This is a genomic window from Flavobacterium lindanitolerans (assembly GCF_002846575.1).
In the GTDB taxonomy this organism is placed as follows: Bacteria; Bacteroidota; Bacteroidia; order Flavobacteriales; family Flavobacteriaceae; genus Flavobacterium; species Flavobacterium lindanitolerans.
In genome coordinates this window covers 1,417,398-1,440,191 of record NZ_PJND01000007.1, presented here as the reverse complement: position 1 = coordinate 1,440,191, position 22,794 = coordinate 1,417,398, and the positions used below count along the sequence as shown (strand labels likewise).

Here is a 22,794-nt window from a genome sequence, read left to right as displayed (position 1 = left end):
ATTTAACATTATTTAAATCTTTTTTCCTACGTTTGTAATCCCAAATCTAATATTAATTATGAATAAAACTACCTTATTAGGAGTGTTATGCCTATTCGTTATGGGCATAACCCAAGGTCAGGTTGTGTCCCAAAACAAGTCCCCACTTGAAAAAGCACAGCACTATCTTAAAGAAAAAGGAGAAGTAGTCTTTACTTTCCAGGCTCAATCCAAAGAACAATTTAAAGAACTGGCGCGTTTCTTGTCAATCAGCCACAAGAGGGTCGACCAAAACGAATTGAAAGTGGAGGCATATGCCAATCCGGAGCAATTCGAAAAATTTCAGACGTATGGCATTCCATATGAAGTCAGCGTTTTCGAAAATGAATTTATTGCAGATGAATATCTTGCTTATGGTACTTCGGCCTGGGATGACACATGGAATGCATATCCAAAATATTCCGAGTATGTAGCCAAAATGCAATATTGGGCAAACACCTATCCCAATTTATGCAAGCTTCAGAGCATTGGCACCACCCCAAACGGACGGACACTCTATGTATTAAAAATTTCCGACAACGCACAAGTTGATGAAGCCGAACCGGAATTTCTATACACTTCTTCCATGCACGGAGATGAAATTACCGGATATCCAACCATGCTACGTCTTATTGATTATTTGCTGACAGGCTATGCTACAAACAGCGAAATCAGCGATATTGTCAACAATACCGAAATCTTTATCTGTCCGTTGGCCAATCCTGACGGTTCTTATAAAACTGCCGGAAACGACACTATGAATTCAACGGGAAATACGGCAACACGTGCCAATTCTGCCGGAGTCGACCTCAACAGAAACTATCCTGACCCAATTGACGGGCTTCACCCTGACGGTTATGCTTACCAACCGGAAACGCTTGCTTTTATGGAGTTTGAGAAAACAAGAAATTTTGTGCTGGCAGCCAATTATCACGGTGGTGCAGAAGTAGTTAACTTTCCATGGGATACATCAACTACGCCAAGCACTTCCAATTTCAGCATCCACCCGCACGACAATTATTTCAAGTTTGTTTCCAAAGAATATGCACAGCTTTGCCAAACTGCAGACGGAAATGCCAACTATATGGACGATGTTTACAACACAGGCCAATTTGCAGGAACCACAAACGGTGCTGCATGGTATTCAGTTTATGGAGGAAGACAGGATTGGAACAATTTCTTTAACCATAACAAAGAAATGACCATTGAGATTTCGGCAACAAAATTTCCGTCTGCAGCCAACCTTCCATTCTATTGGCAAAGAAACAGACAGGCGCTTCTTAACTATATGAAACAAGCCAACTATGGTCTCAAAGGAACTGTTAAAAACAGCGCTGGCGAAGCTATTGATGCCAAAGTATACATCAACGGCACTGACCTGATGGGTTCGTGGGTAAAAACAGGACCGCTGGGAGATTATTACAAAGTAATGATTGAAGGAACATACAACGTAATTTTTGAAGCTCCGGGTTATATCAGCCAGACACAAAGTGTTACTGTTTCTAATAATGCAGCCACTGTATTAAACGTAACAATGGTGCCAAGCACAACCATTCCAACGGCAAACGATAAAACCATCTGCGAAGGACAGACTGCTGCATTGACGGCAACCGGAACAGGAACTATCAGATGGTATGCAGACAATACAACCAGCACAGTACTTGCTACAGGCACTTCATATACCACTCCGGCATTAAGCGCAAATAAATCATATTTTGTTGAACGCGAAACACCTCAAACAGTAGGCCCTGCAACAGTTTCAGGAGGCAATGCAGTAACCAATACAAACTCCAGAAACAGGTACATGATTTTTAGCGCTACGGCTCCATCGAAATTGAAAACAGTCACAATCAATACAAGTGCAGCCGGAGAAATTCTGGTAGAACTTCAAAATAGCACGGGAACAATGTTAGAATCCAAAATGGTAAAACTGTCAGCCTCCGGAACTCAGGAAATCGACCTGAATTTCTTTGTGCCAGCCGAAAATAACATGAGATTGGTTTTAAGACAAATTTCCGGATTCAATATTTATATCGCTAATTCCGGAATCACCTATCCTTATAGCAACGGAATAGTATCAATTACTGCCAACAGCGGAACCGGAACATTCCTGCCTTTCTTTAACTGGAAATTCCAAACCTTCAAGAGTGTCAGAGACGAAGTTATCGTAACTGTAAAACCAAATCCTGCCATTACTACGATTACTCCAAATACAAAAGTGAGAGGCGAAGCAGGCTTTACGCTAACCGTAAACGGAACCAATTTTGTTAACGGCGAATCTATAATTAACTGGAATGGTACAAACAAGACTACAACTTTTGTAAGTTCAACCCAACTGACTGCATCAATTTCTGCTTCAGACATTGCTACAAGTGGTACGATAGAAGTCAAAGTATTCAATACATGCAATAACTTTTCCTCAACGGCAGCCAACTTTACGATTACGGCTCCAACGTCAACAACATGGAACGGAAGCAGCTGGTCAAACGGAGCTCCAACCGCAAGCCTTGACGCTATTATCAACGGAAATTACGCTTCGGGTACTAACGGTTCATTTACAACCAAGAGCCTTAGCCTGAACTCCGGTTATACACTAACTGTAAATACAGGAAGTAGTATCACCATCAGCGACGCTATCGTAAATAATGCAGGAGCAGCAAATTTCATTGTAGAAAGCAACGCCAACCTGATACAGACAAACAATGCCGTAAATACCGGCCTGATTACAGTAAAAAGAAACAGCGCTCCGTTATACCGTTTTGACTATACCTTATGGTCCTCACCCGTGAGTGGTCAGAACCTGCGTAATTTCTCACCTGCTACATTAACAAATCGTTTTTACGTCTATAATCCTGCATCAGGAAACAACGGTAACTATGAAGCCATTTTTCCTGCACAAAATGAAGGCACTTATACATTTGCACAGGCAAAAGGATACCTGATCAGAGTTCCGGACAATTATGTTTCTTATGTAAATTCATCCATTCCCGGAGTGTCTTATAATGGTGTTTTTGTAGGAGTTCCTTACAATGGCAGCTTTAGCTTTCCGCTTTCCAATGCCAACAACGGATTCAACCTTGTAGGAAATCCTTATCCTTCAGCTATCTCAATTTCAGGACTATTTTCTTCTAATTCCAATGCTATTGACGGAACTGTCTGGTTCTGGAGAAAAAGAAATGGCGTTGCCGGAAGTGGTTATGCTACCACAACAGGATTGGGCATCACCAGCGCACAGCCGGAAGTAGCAGGCATGAATCCAAACGGAATCATCAGCAGCGGACAAGGATTTTTCGTGAAAGTGAAAAACGGTGCTACTCAGTCATCTCTAAATTTCAACAACAGTATCCGTTCGGCCGGTACAAATGGTGTATTTTTCAGAAATGGCAATACCAATTCAGACGAACCTGAAAAGCACAGAATATGGTTAAACCTGTCTAACGAAACAGATATCATTGGCCAGACCTTGCTCGGATATATGGCCGGTGCTACAGAAAATGTTGATTATGGCATTGATGGAAAATATTTCAACGACAGCCCAATTGCCCTGACTTCTTATATTGACAATTCAGAATATGCAATTCAGGGAAGAAGCCTGCCATTTTCTACAAATGACGTGGTTCCTCTGAGCTTTAAAACCAACGTTTCGGGCAGCTACAGCATTTCTATCGACCATCTTGACGGACTTTTTGAAGCAAACCAGGATGTTTTCTTAAAAGACAATCAGACCGGACAAATCCATAACCTAAAAATAGCGGCTTATAATTTTGTAACAGAATCCGGAAATTTCACCAACCGATTCGAGATTGTATACAGAGCTGCACTGGGTATGGAAACCCCAACAATCAACTCAAACAGCATTGTCGTTTACAAGAAAAACGAAATGCTTTACATTGATGCCGGAAATTATATGATGGAGAAAATTGAGTTTTACGATGTAAGCGGAAGACTTATTTATTCGAAGTCAGAAGTTGATGATACGAAAACCGTAATCTCAAACCTTTCCGTTGCCAATCAGGTATTGCTGGTAAAAATCGTCACATCAGAAAACGGAACTGCTACCAAAAAGATTGTTTACTAATTAATAAAAGAAAACATGAAAGATATAGCTCTGAAATTCTCTGTCCTGATTTTCTTCTTATTTAATTCATTGTCGGTACTGGCTCAAAATCCTGAAGAAGTTCCTGAAGAAGTTGACGGTCCTAGTGCTCCTATTAGTGACCATCTTTGGCTTCTCGCGTTAATTGGATTGGTCTATATTTTCTTTAAATACAGCCCGAAAACGGTGAAAGCAAAATCATAATATCCTAAAAAGAGTCTGTCGTAATATCAAATTTGCAAAAATGAGACTTCTTAAAACGTAAAACCCTATTAATTAAAGGCTTGCAATTCCAGTATTTGCAAGCCTTTGTATTTTTTACACTATATTTTTACTAATTTTTGTTAAAATTTAAAAAAACTTTTTTATATTTGAATACCCAAATCTAGTATTAATCTTTAAAATCTATAAAATAGCCCAAGTTGCTAACCCCTGCAACTTTCACACATCAAGACCCCAGTCTATTTTATCGTAATTTATCATTATCTAAACCCCATAAGATTATGAAAAAAACCTACCTACTAGGCTGTAAGCTAGCGCTTACACTATTCCTTGTATTGCTTACTTCCGTAAGCTATTCACAAAACCAGACTTATACATCTTCAGGAACTTTTACCGTTCCCGTTGGCGTTACCAGCATCACTGTTGAAGCATGGGGCGGCGGCGGAAAAGGAGGAACAAGAACCAGCAACGGCGGAGCCGGCGGAGGTGGTGGAGGCGCTTATGTCAGAAGCGTAATGACCGTGACTCCCGGAACTACTTATACTGTAACTGTAGGCGCCGGAAGTACTTCTACTGCTGCCGGAGGCGATTCGTGGTTTGGCTCAAATACAACCCTGCTTGCCAAAGGAGGCGAAAGCGTTGCAAACAATACAACAGGCGGAGGCAACGGAGGTGCCGCCGCTGCAAGTATAGGCGATTTTAAACGTTCCGGCGGTGATGGTGCCGATGGGTCTTCCTTAATAACCATATACGGTGGAGGTGGCGGTTCGTCTGCAGGAAATGCTCTTGCAGGAACCAACGGAACTACTTTTAACGGCGGTGCAGCTCCGGCCGGAGGCGGTAATGGAGGTAACGGAGTCAACTCCAGCACTACTAATGGAAATGGCGGAAGCGGAACTATACCTGGCGGAGGTGGAGGCGGTGCAAAAAGAACCAGCGGTTCTACTACCCGAAATGGAGGTAACGGAGCCAGCGGACAAGTAGTTGTCAGCTATACCTTACCCAACGGACCTGGCGGAATTACAGCCGCACTGCAATTATGGCTACGCGCCGATTTAGTAAACGGAACTTCTTCTGTTGCAGACAATACGAATGTTTCTTCCTGGCAGACACAAGCTATGGGAAGCAACGCCTCAGTATATACGTCAGGACAAGAGCCAAAATTTAAAAACAACCCGACAGACAATGTCAATTTCAACGCTGTTGTTGACTTTGACAATGTTTCTACCGAAGCCTCAGGAAGCTATAACTATGGTTTGGCAGGCCAGCAATATCTGGTAGGAAATTCAGGATATTATACGCAAGACCAGTTTATTGTTGTCATTCCAAATGTTACCGTAAACAACTCTTTTGGAAGTATGGATATTCTCTGTTCCGATGCCGATACATCAACCCAGGAAAATGATGGAACAGGAATTGGTTTTGGAGCTTATTCGCAACGTTTCAACAACGAGGTTCTTTCCTATGCCTATGGCACTTCATCCGGTTTAGGAAACGGATACGGTGTTGCTGAAACAAGCACAACAAAAACTTATACAAACGTTGGGATAATCAATACCCGAAACAATGCAGGAGCTACTGCCCAGGAACTTTTCTATAATGGTGTAAGCGTTGTAAATACAACCTCCACCGGAACATTTACCAACCTATCCAACGGAAAATACTGGATTGGACGAAGTGAAGGATGGAAAGCCACTCTTGATGGAAGAGTTGCCGAAATAATTACCTTTAGCTCACGTAAAAACGATGCAACCGAAAGAATCCGGATTGAAAGTTATCTGGCTATCAAATACGGCATCACTATGGGCGTAAACGGTACGTCACAAAACTATGCCAATTCTGATGGTACGGTAATCTGGAATGCGACCTCAAATGCAGGATTTAACTGGAACATTGCCGGAATCGGACGTGATGACCTTTCAAAATTAAATCAAAAACAATCCAGAAGTGTTAACTTGGCTACAGACGTTGCCATTGGATTAGGAGAAATAGCAGCGACCAACACGCAAAACGCAACAACTTTTACAACAAACAAAGACTACCTGGTTTGGGGATGCAATAACGGTACTTTTGCATCATCAGGCACAACTACAAACGTAAATCTTGGAGGACTTACGACTTCTTTTACAGCCGGAAACAGAAAATGGAAAATTGTAGAAACCGGAACAGATGTGGGTCAGGTAGTAGTATCACTTCCAAAATCTTCCCTGACTTCTAATTTCACAAAAACGGCTACACAGGAATATGTACTGATTGTTTCATCAACAAGCGCTTTCGGCAGCAATGATATTGTTGACATCATCCCGTTGACAGATACCGGCAGCAATTATGAGGTATGGTATGATTTCGACGGTACTAAATTTTTCAGCTTTGGAGTTTCCAACCAATTTGACAACAAATACAGACTTGACAACCAGACCGGAGATTTTGTTTTGGGAGAAAAAAACATCAACCTTAATTCGAGCTTTACTGTTTCTGGATGGGTTAGACACACCAGCGGAGGCGGAACTGTTTTGGCAAAAAGCGGTGCTTACCAATTCTATATTAACGGTTCCAATAAACTCGTAGGAAACTGGAATGGCGGAGATAGAATTACAAGTACAACTTCTGTCAATAACGGAAAATGGCATTATGTAGCCGTTGCTTTCAACAGTGGCACTGCCAGCCTTTATATTGACGGTGTGTTGGATGCTACCGCAACAGGTCAGCCAACACCTGTGTCTAATACAGCTAATTTTTCTATTGGTGCAATGTGGTCCAACAAATCAGCAATCTCCAGTGTATTTTCAGGTGATATCGATGAAATCAGGATTTGGAACAGCGCTTTGACAGCCGCTCAGATTCGTTATATCATGAATCAGGAAATTGAAAAAAATGGTACAAATACGTATGGAAAAGTCATTCCTAACACAATTACCAAAAACGATATTGCAAGCATTCCGTGGAATAATCTTCAGGCTTATTATGACCTGAATACTTTTTACGGTACATCCATAAAAGACAAATCCGATAATAATCGTTGGGCAAGAATCAAATACCTTACAGTAGACAAGAATATTGTAGCTACACAAACGGCTCCACTTCCTTATGTTTCTGCAACAGACGGAGCATGGGCAACCACAACAACCTGGACGAACGGTAATGTACAGGAACTTCCTAATAATGTTTCCATAGTGAATGCCGGCATTCCGGTAGATTGGAATATTGTACAGACATCACACAATGTTACTTCTGTGGGCAATAAAACCCTATTGGGACTCAACGTTAGCAGCAATACATTAAGTGCCCAAAACGACACTAAGATAGAGGTATCTCATTACCTAAAAGTAAACGGAAAAATTGACCTTGTAGGAAAATCACAGCTGATACAGACATTAAACAGCGACCTTGACCCTACCAGTTCAGGAGCTCTGGAAAGAGACCAACAAGGCACCAGCAATAAATACAATTACAATTACTGGTGTTCGCCGGTGAGTACTCAAAATGCGACGACAAATAATATCGGATATACCATAAATGGCGTATTGAGGGATGGTACAACAAGCACACCGCAAACCATTATGTGGACATCCGGTACTGACGGAGCTCCGGGTTCGCCTATCACTTTGAGCAGTAAATGGCTTTATAAATTCCAAAGTGCCTCAAACAATTATGCCAACTGGATTTATGTAGGTCATACCGGAGGATTACTGGCCGCACAGGGCTTCACTATGAAAGGAAGTGGTGCTGCTACTCCCACACAGAACTATACTTTTGTAGGCAAGCCTAACAATGGAAGAATCCAGTACAGCATAGGTCCAAACTTACTGAACCTGACCGGAAATCCATATCCATCCGCACTGGATGCCACTGCATTTATTAATGACAACCTGGCTACTACAACCGGAACACTCTATTTTTGGGACCATTTTGGCGGTGAAACCCATGTATTGTTATCCTATTTAGGAGGTTATGCGGCAAGAAATCTCATTGGCGGTGTGGTAGCGATGTCACAGCCGGAACTTCAGGATGTAGGTCCGGGTACTAAAATCCCGAACAGATATATACCAGTTGGACAAGGATTCTTTGTTACTTCAAGTAACATTGGTGGCGATATGGTGTTTAACAACAACCAAAGACAATTCGTTAAGGAAGATAATGCCAGTTCAAACCTGATGTTTAGAAACCAGGCGGGCACTATTCCAAATGCCAGTCATTTTGAAAAAAATTCAGAAGATTTGGAAGAAGAACAGGATGATTTCATCAAAATACGATTAGGATACAATTCCAGAAACAATTACCACAGACAGGTTCTTTTAGGTTTTATGAACGAACTTGCCAGCAGTGAAATTGAACCGGGCTATGATGCCATCCACATTGACAATCAGGTTAACGACATGTATTTTATCCATAACGGCACTAAACTGGTCATTCAGGGTGACGGTTATTTTGATGTCAACAATATCTATCCTGTAGCAGTAAAAGCAGACGCGGCAGGAAATGTAAAATTCATGCTTGACAAAGTAGAAAATCTGGACGAAAACCAAGGTATTTATATTTTTGACAACATGACCGGAATCTATCACAACATCAGGAACAATGCCTTTGAAATCAATCTTGATGCGGGATTGCACGACCGAAGATTTTCGCTACGATTTTCACCACGTGAAAACTTAGGAATTGAAAACCCGACCCTGGAACAAGGAGTTGATATTGCCTTTACAAGCAACAACAATACGTTACACATCAAAAACAAATTATTGGATACTACGGTTACTTCGGTTACTGCATATACAATATTAGGCCAAAGCCTTACCACATGGAATGTGGAAAATCAAACACAGCAAAACATCCAGGTTCCAATTTCAGGTTTAAGCGCCGGAGCTTATATTGTCAAAATAATCACTACAGATGGTGAGCTAAGCAAAAAAATCATCGTAAAATAATTATAATAATGGGGATTATAATTATTTAGGTTGGTTTAATAAAAAAGTCCCGGGTTTCCGGGACTTTTTTTATTGGTATTTTAATTATTGTAACATCTTTTTCAGGCCTTCAAAATCTAAAGTGTGTTTCTCACCCGTTACCAAATCTTTTACACTGTAGCTTCCGGTTGCAATTTCATTAGAACCTGCCATTACAGCAAAAGAAATCTGGCGTTTTTCGGCATATTTGAACTGCTTGTCTAATTTCGCCTTGTCAGGATACAATTCTACTTTTATGCCTTCATTTCTTAATCTTGTAATGGCCTGCATCGCATAAAAAGCTTCGGCCTCTCCATAGTTAAAAAAGATGGCTTTGGAAGTAGCCGTAACCGTTTGTGGAAAAAGCCCCAATTCTTCCAATACGAGATAGATTCTGTCAAGTCCGAAAGAAATCCCGACACCACTCACATTTTTCAATCCGAAGATTCCGGTCAGGTCATCATACCTGCCACCACCACCAATAGAACCCATGGCAACGGTTTTTGGAGCAGCTACTTCAAAAATAGCTCCTGTATAATAGTTCAATCCACGAGCGAGTGTAACATCCAAATCCAGATTTGATTTTTTCAAGCCTAACTTAGTCACCGTATCACAAATAAATTGCAACTCCGCTACTCCTTTTTTTCCTTCTTCAGACGACTGCAAAAGTTCTGAAAGCTTCTCTATCTTTTCTGCAATTGTTCCGGTAAACTGAAACAAAGGCTGGACCTTTTCGATAGCTTCGGGCGAAATTCCTTTTGCAAGCATTTCTTTTTTCACACCCTCTTCGCCAATTTTATCCAGCTTGTCCAAAGCCACGGTAAAATCAATAAGTTTATCGCTTGCGCCAATAACTTCTGCAATACCGGACAAAACTTTTCTGTTGTTAATTTTTATGGTAACACCTTCCAGACCTAATTCGGTAAAAACTGCATCATACAACTGTACCAATTCCACTTCCTGCCATAAAGAGGTCGAACCAACCACATCGGCATCACATTGGTAAAATTCCCTGAAACGTCCTTTTTGCGGATTATCGGCTCTCCAAACAGGCTGAATCTGATACCTCTTAAACGGAAATTCTATCTCCGCCTGATGCTGCACAACATATCTGGCAAAAGGTACAGTCAGGTCATAACGCAATGCTTTTTCTGATAATGAGTTGGAAAATTTGGCAAGATTATTTGCCTCCAAAGCTGCTAAATCCGCTTTTCTGACCTTATCGCCAGAATTTAAAATCTTAAAAATCAAACGGTCGCCTTCTTCTCCGTATTTTCCCATAAGGGTTTCAGAATTTTCAAAAGACGGCGTTTCAATAGGCTGATAGCCATATCGTTCAAAATTGGTTTTTATAATCTGGATAATATACTGTCGCTTCGAGACCTCGATTGGTGAAAAATCTCTGGTCCCTTTTGGAATTCCCGGTTTGGCCATTTTTTAGACTTCTTATATTGTAATTTAAACTTATGCAAATATCTTATTTTTATTTGGGATTTGGGAAAATAGAATCGGGTTTCAACTTCCCTCCCCGACTTTGGACTTTCGACCTTCGACTTTCAACCTTCGACTTTCGACTTTGGACTTACAACTTTCAACCTTCGACCTTCGACCAACAACTTTCGACTTTCAACTTGCAACTTTCGACTTAAAATTCATACTTTAGAGCCATAAAACGGAGACATGTTCAAACTGCTGAAAGAAAACGTGCATATCGCCATGGGTTCCATCCGAACCCAGTTATTGCGTACCATCCTGACGGTACTTATTATCGCTATCGGAATCACGGCTTTGGTCGGAATCCTTACCCTCGTATCTGCTTTGGAGAATACAATTAGCGGTAATTTTTCCTCTATGGGCTCCAACACCTTTTCAATGAGCCAATACGATTCATCCGCTCAAATCAACAGAAATAATAATACTGAAAAAGTCAACCCGATTATAAGCTATCCGCAGGCAAAAGCATTTCAGGAAAAATATTCCTATCCTTTTACTACAACCTCTTTGTCTTTTACGGCAACCTCAACCGCTGAAATCAAGTTTGAAAATAAAAAGACTGACCCGGATATTTCCGTTTTGGGTGTAGATGAAAATTTCCTGGTGAATTCAGGACTGGAGACACAAACCGGAAGAAATTTTACCGGGTTTGATATTCAAAACAACAATTATGTATGCATTGTGGGTTCCGATTTTTTAAAAGGAATTCTAAAAGACGTCAATCCAATTGATAAGGTACTTTCCATTCGGGGTGCTAAATTCAAGGTAATTGGAGTACTTAAAGAAAAAGGCTCCACATTTGGAAACAGCCAGGATTTGCGCGTATTGATTCCAACCCAAATTGCGCGTTCCCTGTTTACGGCACCCAACATCAATTATGACCTTAAAGTACTTGTAGGAAAAAAAGAATTATTGGATTCGGCTGTTGATGATGCCATTATTACGATGCGTAGAGTACGTAAACTGAATCCGGTTGAAGAGAATAATTTTGGAGTTACCAGAAGCGACGAACTTTTAGAAATGTTACGCTCCCAAACAGAAATTATGGGCTATGCCGCCTGGATTATTGGCATCATTACCATTTTTGGTTCCTCTATTGCCCTGATGAACATCATGATTGTTTCTGTGACTGAAAGAACGCGTGAAATTGGCGTTCGGAAAGCACTTGGAGCAAAACGTTCCACCATCGCCTTCCAGTTTTTCACAGAAAGTCTTGTTATTGGGCAAATTGGAGGTTTTGTTGGAATTTTTCTCGGAGTACTGATTGGCTATTTAATTTCTCTCGGTCTGAACTTTGAATTTGTTGCTCCGTGGATGGCAATCATCGCTGCTGTAATTATCAGCTTTATCGTCGCCTTATTCTCTGGACTCTACCCTGCCATTAAAGCAGCCTATCTGGACCCGATAGAAGCTTTAAGATACGAATAACAGTCTATTTTTTTCCGAAAATCATCCTGTCATTACCATAAATATCTTTTCTTAATTCGATTTCGTTAAAGTTTTTCGCTTCTAACAAATCAATCATTTCAGTCCCCAGGTATTGATTAATTTCAAAATACAGCGTTCCGTTTTCTTTTAGGTTTTTCTGTGCCAGTTCAGAAATCTTTCTGTAAAAAAGCAAGGCATCATCATCTTCCACAAACAAAGCCAGATGGGGTTCATACTCCAAAACATTCTTTTTGATTTCGTCCTTTTCAAGGTTTCTCACATAAGGCGGATTGGAAACAATAAGGTCAAAATCCTGTTCCAAATCTTCAGTTTTTAGTATATCCCTTTGCATAAAAACAACATTGACTTCATTAGTAAAGGCATTTTTTTTTGCCGTTTCCAAAGCTTTTTCAGAAACATCAATGGCAAAAACTTCGGCATCGGGAAGATTTTTCGCCAGTGAAATCGCTATACAGCCACTACCTGTTCCTATATCCAGAATTTTGATTTTTCCTTTGAATTCGTTCTTTTTGACAATCCATTCCACCAATTCTTCGGTTTCTGGCCTCGGTATTAATGTATTTTCATTGACTTCAAATTCGAGTCCGTAGAAATGGGCCTTACCCAAAATATATTGTATCGGAATTTCTTTTTCGAGCTTTTCCAAAACCAGATTCCACCTGCTGATTTCCTGGTCTGTAAAAACAAAATCAGGTTGCAACGCCAGGTCAATACGTTTCATTTGGTAAAAATCTTCTAGGAGTATATAGAAAAAACTTTCTGCTTCAAGCACATCATACAGAGGTGCCAGCTTTTGTATAAAACGATTCCGGTAATCTTTGGCTAACATTTTTGATTGGTTTTTGCAGATTTAGCAATCGAACTGGATAGCAATTTCAGCAACTTTTTTGACATTGCTTCCTGGTTCGGCTTTGGAAGAAAGGAACAAAATTACTCTTTCCTCTTCATAATCCCTATTGGCCCCAAAAATAAAATCCAATTTGCCATCGCGGTCAATATCGCCCGCAAAAAGTAATTCAACAAAAGTATCGTTAAACGAAGCCTCCTGTAAAAGTAGCTTTTCGGGAGTATTTTTCGTAGAAATATACAATTTGTAGTTTTTCACATTCTGGAAAAACTCTTCTTTCCCGTCATCATTAATCACTTTTTCAGATGCCAGCACCTCTCCTTCTCCTCTCAAAACATATTCCGTGCCATTAAAAGTAAGTGTTATTTTTTCGTTTGGCCAAATCTTATTCCTGTCCATTTTCAATGATTTGATTTCCCCTGATTTTAATTCCGGCAAGTCAATAAAAAGAAGCGTTTTTGTGGCAGAGTTGATAATTCTGGTAGAATCGCCTGCACATTCGTCATAGCCATTTTCTATCTTAAAATCAGCTTTCCCCAAATAAAACCTGCCATTCTTCTCATACAAATCCGCCCAATTTTTAGTCAAGGAAGTGGCCGGATTTTCATTCTCCCAGGTGCGATAACTTGTAGCCCTTAAAATATCAAAATCGTTTTTGAAATCAGCTTCATCAGCAGGCATCTCCCCCGGAGTTTCTTTTTCTACCACCGGAACATTAACCGTATCAACGGTTTTTTCCTGTTCTACCACTTCTGCTTTCTTACAGGAAAACAATATAAAAAAGGCGAAAAAAGGGAATAGTATTCTTTTCATTTTCAGATTCTGGATTTCAAGCCCTAAAAATTTTAGCTTATTTTTGTTCCGTGAAGATACACGAAAAATACATATTACGATGCATTGAGCTTGCCAAAAACGGACTTGGAACAACTTATCCGAATCCTTTGGTAGGGAGCGTTATCGTATATGACAATAAAATCATAGGCGAAGGCTGGCACAAAAAAGCCGGAGAACCCCATGCCGAAGTCAATGCGGTCAATTCTGTAAAAGACAAATCACTGCTCGAAAAAGCAACCATTTACGTCAGCCTGGAACCCTGCAGCCATTTTGGAAAAACGCCTCCTTGTTGCGACCTGATTATACAGCAAAAGATCCCCAATATTGTCATAGGAACAATTGACCCATTTGCAAAAGTATCCGGAAACGGAATCAGGAAACTGAAAGAAGCCGGCAGGAACATAACGGTTGGCATTTTGGAAAAGGAATGCAACGAACTGAACAAGCGTTTCTTTACATTTCACCAAAAGAAAAGGCCCTATATTATTTTAAAATGGGCTGAAAGCGCCGACGGTTTTTTAAGTCCGGACACCCGGGACGAACAAAAACCGGTATGGATTACCAATACCTATTCCCGACAATTAGTCCATAAATGGCGAACCGAAGAACAAGCTATTTTAGCAGGAACACAAACTGTATTGGACGATAATCCGAAGTTAAATTCCCGCGATTGGAAAGGCAATAACCCTATCCGAATTGTATTGGACAGAACCGGAAAAATCCCAAATCACTATGCCGTCAAAGACAATACGTCCAAAACGGTTATCATTACCGAACAGGAAAAAACGACAAATTCTGAAAATATTATTTTTGAAAATACTATCTTTGATAGTAGCCTCCCCGATTCTATTTTGAAAATTTTGTACAAGAACGATATTCAGTCCGTGATTATCGAAGGCGGCAAAATGACATTGCAAACTTTTATAGATGCAGGACTTTGGGATGAAGCCAGAGTCTTTAAAGGAGCCATTTCATTGGTTTCAGGAACGGCGGCTCCAAAATTTAAAGGAGAATTGATAGACAGGAAAAACATCCTGAATGACGAACTTTTAATTTTCAAAAGCCATGATTAATACAATAATTTTCGATTTTGGAGATATTTTTATCAATCTGGATTTCGAAGCCATGCAAAAGGCGTTGAAATCATTGGGATTAAAAGAATGGACAGAGGAACTGGACAAATTGAACTATAAATTCGAAAAGGGAAACATCAAAGAAGAAGCTTTCCTGAAAGGAATCCAAAGCCATATTCCTAATGCTTCGCTGGAAGAAATCAAAAATGCCTGGAACAAAGTGCTTTTGGATTTTCCCTTATACCGATTGGAATTTCTCCAAAAGCTTTCGCACAATTACCGTTTATTTTTGCTAAGCAATACCGATTCCATCCATGTGGAGCAATTTGAACATATTGTTGGCGAATCATTCAGCCGGGATTTTTACCAATGCTTCGAGAAAGTTTATTTTTCGTTTGAAATCGGACAGCGCAAACCGGAACCGGAAGCCTTTAACTATATTATCAACAAACACGAATTATCACCCAAACGCACTTTATTTGTTGACGACCGGAAAGACAATACAGATGTTGCCGAAAGCCTCGGGTTTCAGGTATGGAACTTAAAAGTTGGCGAAGAAGATGTTGTAGATATGTTCGACAAAAAAATTATTTCATTATAAATCTTGGAAGTAAAAGATACTTACAGAACGCTTGATTTTCTTTCGGAAGAAGTCTTATACAAAGAAAAAAACAGCAAATTTTTCGGTTATGCATTCCCAATTTCCTCTGAAGAGGAAGCCAAAGAAATCCTGGACAGCCTGCGCAAGCAGCATCACTCTGCCAGACATTGGTGTTATGCGTTCCAGATTGGAACAGAAAAAATACATTTCAGGGCTAACGATGACGGCGAACCCAGCAATAGTGCCGGCATGCCCATTTATGGACAAATTCAATCGTTTGAAATCACAAACGTACTGGTTGTGGTTGTTCGTTATTTTGGAGGAATCAAATTGGGCGTTGGCGGATTGATTGTTGCCTACAGGGCTGCGGCACAAATGGCGCTGGAAGCTTCAGAAATTGTAGAAAAAACAATTGACATCCATTACCTGATTTCTTTTGACTACAAAAACATGAATAAGGTAATGCGGGTCATCAAGGAAAAAAATCTGGATATCGTTTCACAAAAAATGGAAATGAGCTGCGAGATTGAAATAAAAACCCGAAAAAAAAATGCCGAAATGGTATTCGACATTTTTTCTAATTTATATGAAATCGGCATCAAATTGAAAGAATAAATACCGATTTGATATTATTCTTCCTCAAGCGCTAAAAGCTTCTCAACAATATAGTCCGGAGGAAGCGTTGGACGTCCGGTTTTCATGTCAACAAATACTAACACCGAATTACCGATTGTTAATAACTCATTCTTTTCATTATAAATTTCGTAGTCGAATTCTATCTTGACAGACGTCTGGCTTTTAAAGATAGTTTTTACACGAATCAGGTCGTCATATCGAGCCGGTTTTTTATAGTTCATAGAAAGTGAAACTACGGGAAGCATAATTCCGTTTTCTTCCATCCATTTATAAGAAACCCCTAGATTTCTGAGCCATTCCACACGCCCCATCTCGAAATATTGGGCATAATTTCCATGATAAACAACCCCCATTTGGTCCGTTTCAGCATAACGAACTCTTACTTTAAACTCATATTCCCGCATACCTTTTTTTGTAATTTAAATTTAAGGTTAAGTCAATGTATTTTTACTGTGTACTTACAACAATATTTTTACAAAATCAACATGTAATTAATTTTTTTTTACAGATTTTTGTCACATATTTGTTCTCCCAAAGAAGTTACGAAAGAGGCTCTTTTTCTTTTGTAGGAATAACTTTAAAAACATAATAATTTATCAGGATAATATGAACAAAACTGCGCAATCGGTATGGGAAAACTGTCTCTCTTTTATAAAGGACAACATTCAAGATCAGGCATACAAAACTTGGTTTGAACCTATTAAATCGGTTGAGCTAACAGACAATGCTTTATACATCCAGGTTCCTAGTAAATTCTTCTATGAATGGTTGGAGGAACACTATGTTAAATTATTAAAAGTTGCGTTGACAAAAGAACTTGGAAAAAACGCAAAGTTACTCTATAAAATTAAAATGGAAAACACTTATGGCAATAAACAACCGTTTACGGAACAATTGCCTAGTGCGCACCGCCAACCTGTAAAAGCACAGGATGTTGATGTTCCGTTACAAAATAAAAATCCTGAACTGAAGAATCCTTTTGTTATTCCGGGAATCAGGAACGTCAAAATCGAATCCCAACTGAATGCCAATTATAGTTTTGACAACTTTCTGGAAGGTGATTCCAACCGATTGGCCCGTTCAGCAGGTATGGCCGTTGCCAATAAACCAGGCGGTACTTCCTTTAATCCTTTGTTGATTTTTGGCGGTGTTGGTTTGGGTAAAACCCACCTGGCACACGCAATAGGTGTCGAAATAAAAGACAAATACCCTGAAAAAACCGTACTTTATATTTCTGCCGAAATATTCACGCAGCAGTATATTGATTCCGTAAAGAAAAATACGCGTAACGATTTCATCCATTTTTACCAATTAATAGATGTCCTTATTATTGACGACGTACAGTTCTTATCCGGAAAAACAGGAACACAGGATGTATTTTTCCATATATTCAATTACCTGCACCAAAACGGAAAACAGGTAATCCTTACTTCTGACAAGGCTCCTGTTGACATGCAGGATATTGAGCAAAGATTGCTTTCCCGTTTTAAGTGGGGACTTTCTGCAGAATTGCATCAGCCAGATTACGAAACAAGAATTTCCATCTTAAAGAACATCCTTTATCGTGATGGAGTTGAAGTTCCGGAAGAAATCATAGAATATGTTGCCCGAAACATCAAGACAAACGTACGCGAACTCGAAGGAGCTATCATTTCATTGATTGCACAATCTTCTTTCAACAAAAAAGAAGTAACCCTGGATCTTGCCAAGCAGATTGTAGAAAAATTCGTGAAAAACGTAAAACGCGAAATCTCAATCGACTATATCCAAAAAGTCGTGTCGGATTATTTCCAGCTAGATTTGGATATGCTTCAGTCAAAAACAAGAAAGCGACATGTGGTACAGGCAAGACAGCTGGCCATGTTCTTTGCTAAAAAATACACCAAAGCTTCTTTGGCCAATATTGGCTCACAAATTGGAGACCGTGACCATGCAACCGTGCTTCACGCGTGCAAAACTGTTGACAACCTGGTTTCAACAGACAAGCAGTTCAAAAAATTTGTAGACGATATCAACAAGAAATTATCTTTATAAGAATCCGGAAACTTCCCGAAGCCTGAATTCTGATAACTAACATCTTTTAAAATTATGCCCGTAAAAATATTGATGGTCTGTCTCGGAAACATCTGCCGTTCACCATTGGCAGAAGGAATCCTGCAGTCCAAACTTCCGCGCGACAGATTTGTTGTAGATTCTGCAGGTACCGGTGACTGGCATATAGGCAGGCAACCCGATTCCCGATCAATAGCCGTAGCCAAATCAAACGGACTCGATATTTCAAGACAAAGAGGAAGACTGTTTACCGCCACAGATTTTGAGACCAACGATTATATTTTTGTAATGGACAATTCCAATTATAAGGATGTGATGCGTTTGGCTCCGAATGCAGAAGCAAAATCAAAAGTCAGCCTGATTCTTAACGAACTTTTCCCGGGTGAAAATGTAGATGTTCCGGATCCTTATTTTGGATTGGAAGACGGATTTTCAAATGTTTATGGAATGTTGGACGAAGTTTGTGAAATCATAGCCGATAAACTCAAAGCAAAACACCAATGAAAGTCTTAGGAAAACTATACCTGATTCCGACCACGCTTGGCGAAAGCGACCCGATGGACGTATTGCCGCAAACCGTGAAAAGAGCCATTGATTTCATTGACTACTATATTGTCGAAAACGAAAAAACAGCCCGAAAATCCATAAAGGCTATACACCCTGAAAAAAAACAGCCGGATTTAAAAATAAGCCTGCTTAACAAACATACTGACAGTCGCGAATACGAACAGATGATTAAACCCTGCCTACAGGGAATTAATGTAGGATTAATGTCTGAAGCCGGATGCCCCGGAGTTGCAGACCCGGGTGCTGTAATCGTCAAGATTGCACATGAAAGAGGAATTCAGGTTGTGCCGTTAGTAGGCCCTTCCTCCATCCTATTGGCTCTTATGGGTTCGGGAATGAACGGACAGAGCTTTGCCTTTAACGGCTATCTCCCTATTGACAAATCGGAAAAAAAATCGGCTTTAAAAAGCCTGGAAAAACTGTCCTACGATAAAAACCAGTCACAGCTTTTTATAGAAACACCTTACAGAAATAACAAACTTCTGGAAGACCTGCTCCAGACATTGCAAAGCAACACTTTATTATGCATTGCGTGCGATATTACGTTACCTACAGAGTACATCAAGACTCTGAGAGTGGCCGACTGGAAAAAGACAAAAACAGACCTGCATAACAGACCTTGCATTTTTATCATCCACAAAATCAATTAGAAAATTATTAGCATAAAAAAAGGAAGACTTTCATCTTCCTTTTTTATTTTCTGTAAGCTTTTAATTCAGCTTCACCTTTGCATTCATATTAGGAATGATATGCGAAGTGTCATAGCCGCCAAACAGCTTAAAATAACTCTTCATTGAGGTACCAAAACCATCTTTAAATTTGCGTTTGCCATTGCTGTGCAGATAATTCTTTACAGAACCGGCTCCACCTAAATGTGCCGCTGCCAGAATTCCGGATTCGGTAATTTTCACACCGTTGATAATCTTTCCTTCAAATTTTTCAATTTCAGCAGACAATTGTGCCTTGTTGATGGACAATAGCGCCTTGAAAGCTTTTTCCTGAAGTCTCGGATTATTTAAGAATTCGCTTCGGCTTTTGATTCCGATAGAACGCAGAGCCGACATACCAAACTGGTATTTGCCCATGTATCCAAAAGGATTCACTAATTTGTATTGGCCTTGAGATTCTCGGATAGCTATGGCTTGTTTAAAGCCGGTGTACGATTTCCCGGTGTAAGGGAGTTCCAAGTTGACATATTGGCTTTCATCCAGTGTAGGAACGGTGCTAATGATTTCTTCATCATCTCCTACATAAAACCAAGAGTCTTTTTCAGATTCTTTAGAGGTAAACCCTAATGTAATGAACGCAACGGACAGTATCAGTCCGCCAAAAAAATAATACTTTCTTAACATAAATTTGATTTCTCAAGCGCTGTCACCATCTTGAAATTTCTACGCGGCAAATATACAACAAATAATATTAATCTGAAAATCAGCCTGTTAATGTTTTCTAAAAATAGATGAAGTGCCACTTTATACCGCCTAACTCCCTGAATTCTATAGTTGGTGCAGGAATTTTTACAGAATTAAAAACAGAGAAAAGCGTCTTTAAAAAATGTGAATTGGTATTAATTTTTGTCAAATCAACGTCAAGACTAAGATAAAATTGGCGCGTTCTTTCCTTTTCGGGCAGGAAAATCGTATTTACCAATTCGTCATTTGCCGTAATCATTCCTTCGCCTCCATAGCCAACAGCCACATTGAGCCATTTTGGGATTTTTGATTCCTTAAAAAAAGAATGGATATTGGCTGAAAGCCAGTAGGTCTGGCCGTTATAATCTTTTAGAATTTCTTCAGAAAAAGAAGCGCCCAACACTTCCGGTCTTGCCTTGGCATAAGGAGTTCTGTGAAAAGAAAACTTAGGAACAATTCGCTGTTCGTTCCAAAGCAGTTCCTGTGATACATATAATAAAGTTCCCGAAGCATTAGCTGCAGCATCACCCCACGAAAATCCCCATTCAGAAGAATAGCCGTCAAGGACTTCCACGGCGGTCAGGAAAACAAAACCTGTGGTGGCCCCGTAAATTAGCTGGTCCTTTTTTGAAACACCACTCCAGTTGAGAAGTTCTGCTCCAAAACGGCCAATATGATAAGAAGAATAAACATGCCCGGCCTTGTCCATCTGAAGCCAGGAAGCATTGTCATTTTTGAAATGAAAGCCGGATTTGTCATAATCATTGTACCATAATTGGCTCAATCCGACTAAGGCTCCTGTTATGGCTACACCTTCCGAAATAACAACGGCATTTCTTCGCGGTATATTTAAACTATCAGATGGCCTGAGAAAATCCTGAAATTGATTTTGCGCCAGGCCATCTGTAAATAGCAGCAAGAATAAAAAATATAATGCGCTATGATATTTCAAAACTATCTTTTGATTCCTTGTTTGTTCACCCAGGCTACATATTTCTGACGGTTTACCTCATGCTGAGCAGGTGTTACTGCAAATTCATGATAACCAAAATTAGTAACGCTTGCACAGAAATAGATGTAATTGTGTTTTTCCGGATTCAATACGGCATCAATTGCCGATACGTCAGGCATAGCAATAGGCCCTGGAGGCAACCCAAAATTTCGGTAGGTATTGTATGGCGATACCGTTTCAAGATCCTTGTACAGAACTCTTTTTATGACGCGGTTAAAATCATTAGCTTCTTTTTTCACGGCATAGATAACCGTAGGGTCCGCTTCCAGTTTTATTCCTGATTTTAATCGGTTTAGGTAAACACCCGCTACCCTTGGTCTTTCGTCTGTTTTTACCGTTTCCTTATGCACGATTGATGCCAAAGTAGAAACTTCCAATGGTGTAAGATTTTGGGCTTCAGCTTTTGCCTTTCTTTCATCATTCCAGAAAGCACGGTATTCTTTTGCCATCCTGTCACGGAATTTCTCTGCAGAAGTATTCCAGAAAAATTCATACGAATTAGGGATAAACATACTCAGTACATTTTCTTCCGTAAATCCGTTTTCATCCAAAAATGCCTTGTCTGTAAAAGCTTTCATCAGAGAAGTACTGTCCGCTTCAATCTGCGAACCGATTCTTCCCGCAAAATCCTCCAGTCTTTCCTGGTTATTGAATGCCAGTTTTACCGGAAGGCTTATACGTAACGAATTGATGATATCATTATTATTCATTCCTTTTTTCAAAAGAAATTTACCCGGTTTTACATTAGTAATGTATGATTTCTTTTCTGCAACCATCCTGAAGTTATCCAGATTTTCAACATAGGGTGCTACAATTTTTTCTGCAGTTTCATAATTTGCATCTGTCGGAATATAGACATACACCTCTTTTTCTGAGAAATTGGTATTGGCAGAAAAGATTTTTCTGTACAACATATAACCATAGACAGATAATGCCAGCACTAAAAGCACTGAAAATATGGCAACGATTTTTTTAATTTTCACGTAATACTTTTTTTTTAAGATTGTTGATTGATTAGCTGAAACATCGCTTCGTCTTTATAAACGCCATCGATGAGATTCCATTGTTTTTTTATTCCGATTTTTTCAAAGCCAAAATTAGTAAAAAGAGCTATACTTGCTTCATTCTCCGGATTGATATTTGCGAAAAGCTGTTTTAAATTTAACTGGCGGAAAGAATATTGGATAAGCAGTTCCAATGCCTGCGAGCCTATACCCTGATTCCGATTCCCTTCGTTTTTGATTACAACCCCTATTCCGGCACGATTGTTCCTTGGGTCGTATTCAAAAAGGTCTATCAGTCCGACAGCCTCGAATGTATCATTTTTGCAAATAGCCAAACGCAGTTGTTTGGCTTCATAAATATCCTGATGGGCATTTTCGAGATACTGACGGATAAGAAACCGGCTATAAGGAGTCTGCGTATTGCTGAATTCCCATATCGATTCATCGTTCTCAACGGCAAAAACAAATTCAAGGTCTTCGGGTTCGAGAGCTCTCAGATAGATGGTTTTTCCTTGCAGCGTTATCATCAGGAGT

Annotated in this window: 18 protein-coding genes; 10 read left to right on the top strand and 8 right to left on the bottom strand. The window is 39.8% G+C overall.

Annotated elements, in window-relative coordinates; translation table 11 throughout:
• Positions 1-58 precede the first annotated feature (58 nt).
• The 3 genes from B0G92_RS06275 (at position 59) to B0G92_RS06265 (ending at position 9,261) form a co-directional block, all read left to right on the top strand.
• The gene (locus tag B0G92_RS06275) at positions 59-4,096 is read left to right on the top strand and encodes a M14 family zinc carboxypeptidase (RefSeq protein WP_101471461.1); all 4,038 of its coding nucleotides are present in this window, start codon (positions 59-61) and stop codon (positions 4,094-4,096) included.
• A gap of 15 nt (positions 4,097-4,111) precedes the next feature.
• Positions 4,112-4,318 carry a hypothetical protein gene (locus B0G92_RS06270; RefSeq protein WP_056069432.1) on the top strand — a complete coding sequence of 69 codons (207 nt, stop codon included), beginning with the start codon at positions 4,112-4,114 and terminating at the stop codon, positions 4,316-4,318.
• A 299-nt stretch (positions 4,319-4,617) separates the two neighbouring features.
• Complete coding sequence (locus tag B0G92_RS06265) at positions 4,618-9,261, top strand: DUF8202 domain-containing protein (RefSeq protein WP_101471460.1); 4,644 nt, start codon at positions 4,618-4,620, stop codon at positions 9,259-9,261.
• Between the two features lie 84 nt (positions 9,262-9,345).
• On the opposite strand, the gene hisS is transcribed toward B0G92_RS06265, so the two are convergent.
• A complete protein-coding gene (gene hisS / locus B0G92_RS06260; RefSeq protein ID WP_101471459.1) occupies positions 9,346-10,713 on the bottom strand; it encodes a histidine--tRNA ligase in 1,368 nt (455 codons plus the stop codon).
• Positions 10,714-10,959: 246 nt separating this feature from the next.
• On the opposite strand from hisS, the gene B0G92_RS06255 reads away from it, so the two are divergent.
• Positions 10,960-12,201 (top strand): ABC transporter permease, encoded by a 1,242-nt coding sequence (locus B0G92_RS06255; RefSeq protein ID WP_056069422.1) that lies wholly within the window; start codon positions 10,960-10,962, stop codon positions 12,199-12,201.
• A 4-nt stretch (positions 12,202-12,205) separates the two neighbouring features.
• On the opposite strand, the gene prmC is transcribed toward B0G92_RS06255, so the two are convergent.
• Together prmC and B0G92_RS06245 are read right to left on the bottom strand one after the other, a co-directional pair.
• Positions 12,206-13,051 carry a peptide chain release factor N(5)-glutamine methyltransferase gene (gene prmC / locus B0G92_RS06250; protein ID WP_101471458.1) on the bottom strand — a complete coding sequence of 282 codons (846 nt, stop codon included), beginning with the start codon at positions 13,049-13,051 and terminating at the stop codon, positions 12,206-12,208.
• Between the two features lie 21 nt (positions 13,052-13,072).
• Complete coding sequence (locus B0G92_RS06245; protein ID WP_101471457.1) at positions 13,073-13,882, bottom strand: hypothetical protein; 810 nt, start codon at positions 13,880-13,882, stop codon at positions 13,073-13,075.
• Between the two features lie 50 nt (positions 13,883-13,932).
• Between B0G92_RS06245 and ribD the strand changes: the two genes are divergently transcribed.
• From ribD to B0G92_RS06230, 3 genes are read left to right on the top strand one after another with little or no spacing between them, the layout of a single operon-like run.
• Positions 13,933-14,976: a bifunctional diaminohydroxyphosphoribosylaminopyrimidine deaminase/5-amino-6-(5-phosphoribosylamino)uracil reductase RibD gene (ribD, locus tag B0G92_RS06240; protein ID WP_101471456.1), complete on the top strand. Its 1,044-nt coding sequence runs from the start codon at positions 13,933-13,935 to the stop codon at positions 14,974-14,976.
• Positions 14,969-15,577, top strand: coding sequence for an HAD family hydrolase (locus B0G92_RS06235; RefSeq protein WP_101471455.1), 609 nt, complete (start codon positions 14,969-14,971; stop codon positions 15,575-15,577). The genes ribD and B0G92_RS06235 overlap by 8 nt, the downstream gene beginning before the upstream one ends.
• Before the next feature lie 3 nt (positions 15,578-15,580).
• The gene (locus B0G92_RS06230) at positions 15,581-16,192 is read left to right on the top strand and encodes an IMPACT family protein (RefSeq protein ID WP_101471454.1); all 612 of its coding nucleotides are present in this window, start codon (positions 15,581-15,583) and stop codon (positions 16,190-16,192) included.
• Positions 16,193-16,206: 14 nt separating this feature from the next.
• On the opposite strand, the gene B0G92_RS06225 is transcribed toward B0G92_RS06230, so the two are convergent.
• Positions 16,207-16,617 (bottom strand): acyl-CoA thioesterase, encoded by a 411-nt coding sequence (locus tag B0G92_RS06225; RefSeq protein WP_056069402.1) that lies wholly within the window; start codon positions 16,615-16,617, stop codon positions 16,207-16,209.
• A gap of 202 nt (positions 16,618-16,819) precedes the next feature.
• On the opposite strand from B0G92_RS06225, the gene dnaA reads away from it, so the two are divergent.
• Genes dnaA through B0G92_RS06210 form a run of 3 tightly spaced genes read left to right on the top strand, consistent with a single transcriptional unit; the run spans position 16,820 to position 19,482 of the window.
• Positions 16,820-18,247, top strand: a complete 1,428-nt coding sequence (gene dnaA, locus B0G92_RS06220) for a chromosomal replication initiator protein DnaA (protein ID WP_056069399.1) — start codon at positions 16,820-16,822, stop codon at positions 18,245-18,247.
• A 54-nt stretch (positions 18,248-18,301) separates the two neighbouring features.
• Positions 18,302-18,769, top strand: coding sequence for a low molecular weight protein-tyrosine-phosphatase (locus B0G92_RS06215; RefSeq protein WP_101471453.1), 468 nt, complete (start codon positions 18,302-18,304; stop codon positions 18,767-18,769).
• Positions 18,766-19,482 (top strand): SAM-dependent methyltransferase, encoded by a 717-nt coding sequence (locus tag B0G92_RS06210; protein WP_101471452.1) that lies wholly within the window; start codon positions 18,766-18,768, stop codon positions 19,480-19,482. The genes B0G92_RS06215 and B0G92_RS06210 overlap by 4 nt, the downstream gene beginning before the upstream one ends.
• A 60-nt stretch (positions 19,483-19,542) precedes the next feature.
• Here the strand turns inward: B0G92_RS06210 and B0G92_RS06205 are convergent, their stop codons facing one another.
• From B0G92_RS06205 to B0G92_RS06190, 4 genes are all read right to left on the bottom strand, one after another.
• On the bottom strand, positions 19,543-20,184 hold the full coding sequence (locus B0G92_RS06205; protein ID WP_056069389.1) for a hypothetical protein: 642 nt from the start codon (positions 20,182-20,184) through the stop codon (positions 19,543-19,545).
• A gap of 97 nt (positions 20,185-20,281) precedes the next feature.
• Positions 20,282-21,163 (bottom strand): DUF2279 domain-containing protein, encoded by an 882-nt coding sequence (locus B0G92_RS06200; protein WP_056069386.1) that lies wholly within the window; start codon positions 21,161-21,163, stop codon positions 20,282-20,284.
• Positions 21,164-21,198: 35 nt separating this feature from the next.
• On the bottom strand, positions 21,199-22,239 hold the full coding sequence (mltG, locus tag B0G92_RS06195) for an endolytic transglycosylase MltG (RefSeq protein WP_056069383.1): 1,041 nt from the start codon (positions 22,237-22,239) through the stop codon (positions 21,199-21,201).
• Positions 22,240-22,253: 14 nt separating this feature from the next.
• Positions 22,254-22,787, bottom strand: a complete 534-nt coding sequence (locus tag B0G92_RS06190; RefSeq protein ID WP_056069380.1) for a GNAT family N-acetyltransferase — start codon at positions 22,785-22,787, stop codon at positions 22,254-22,256.
• Positions 22,788-22,794 lie beyond the last annotated feature (7 nt).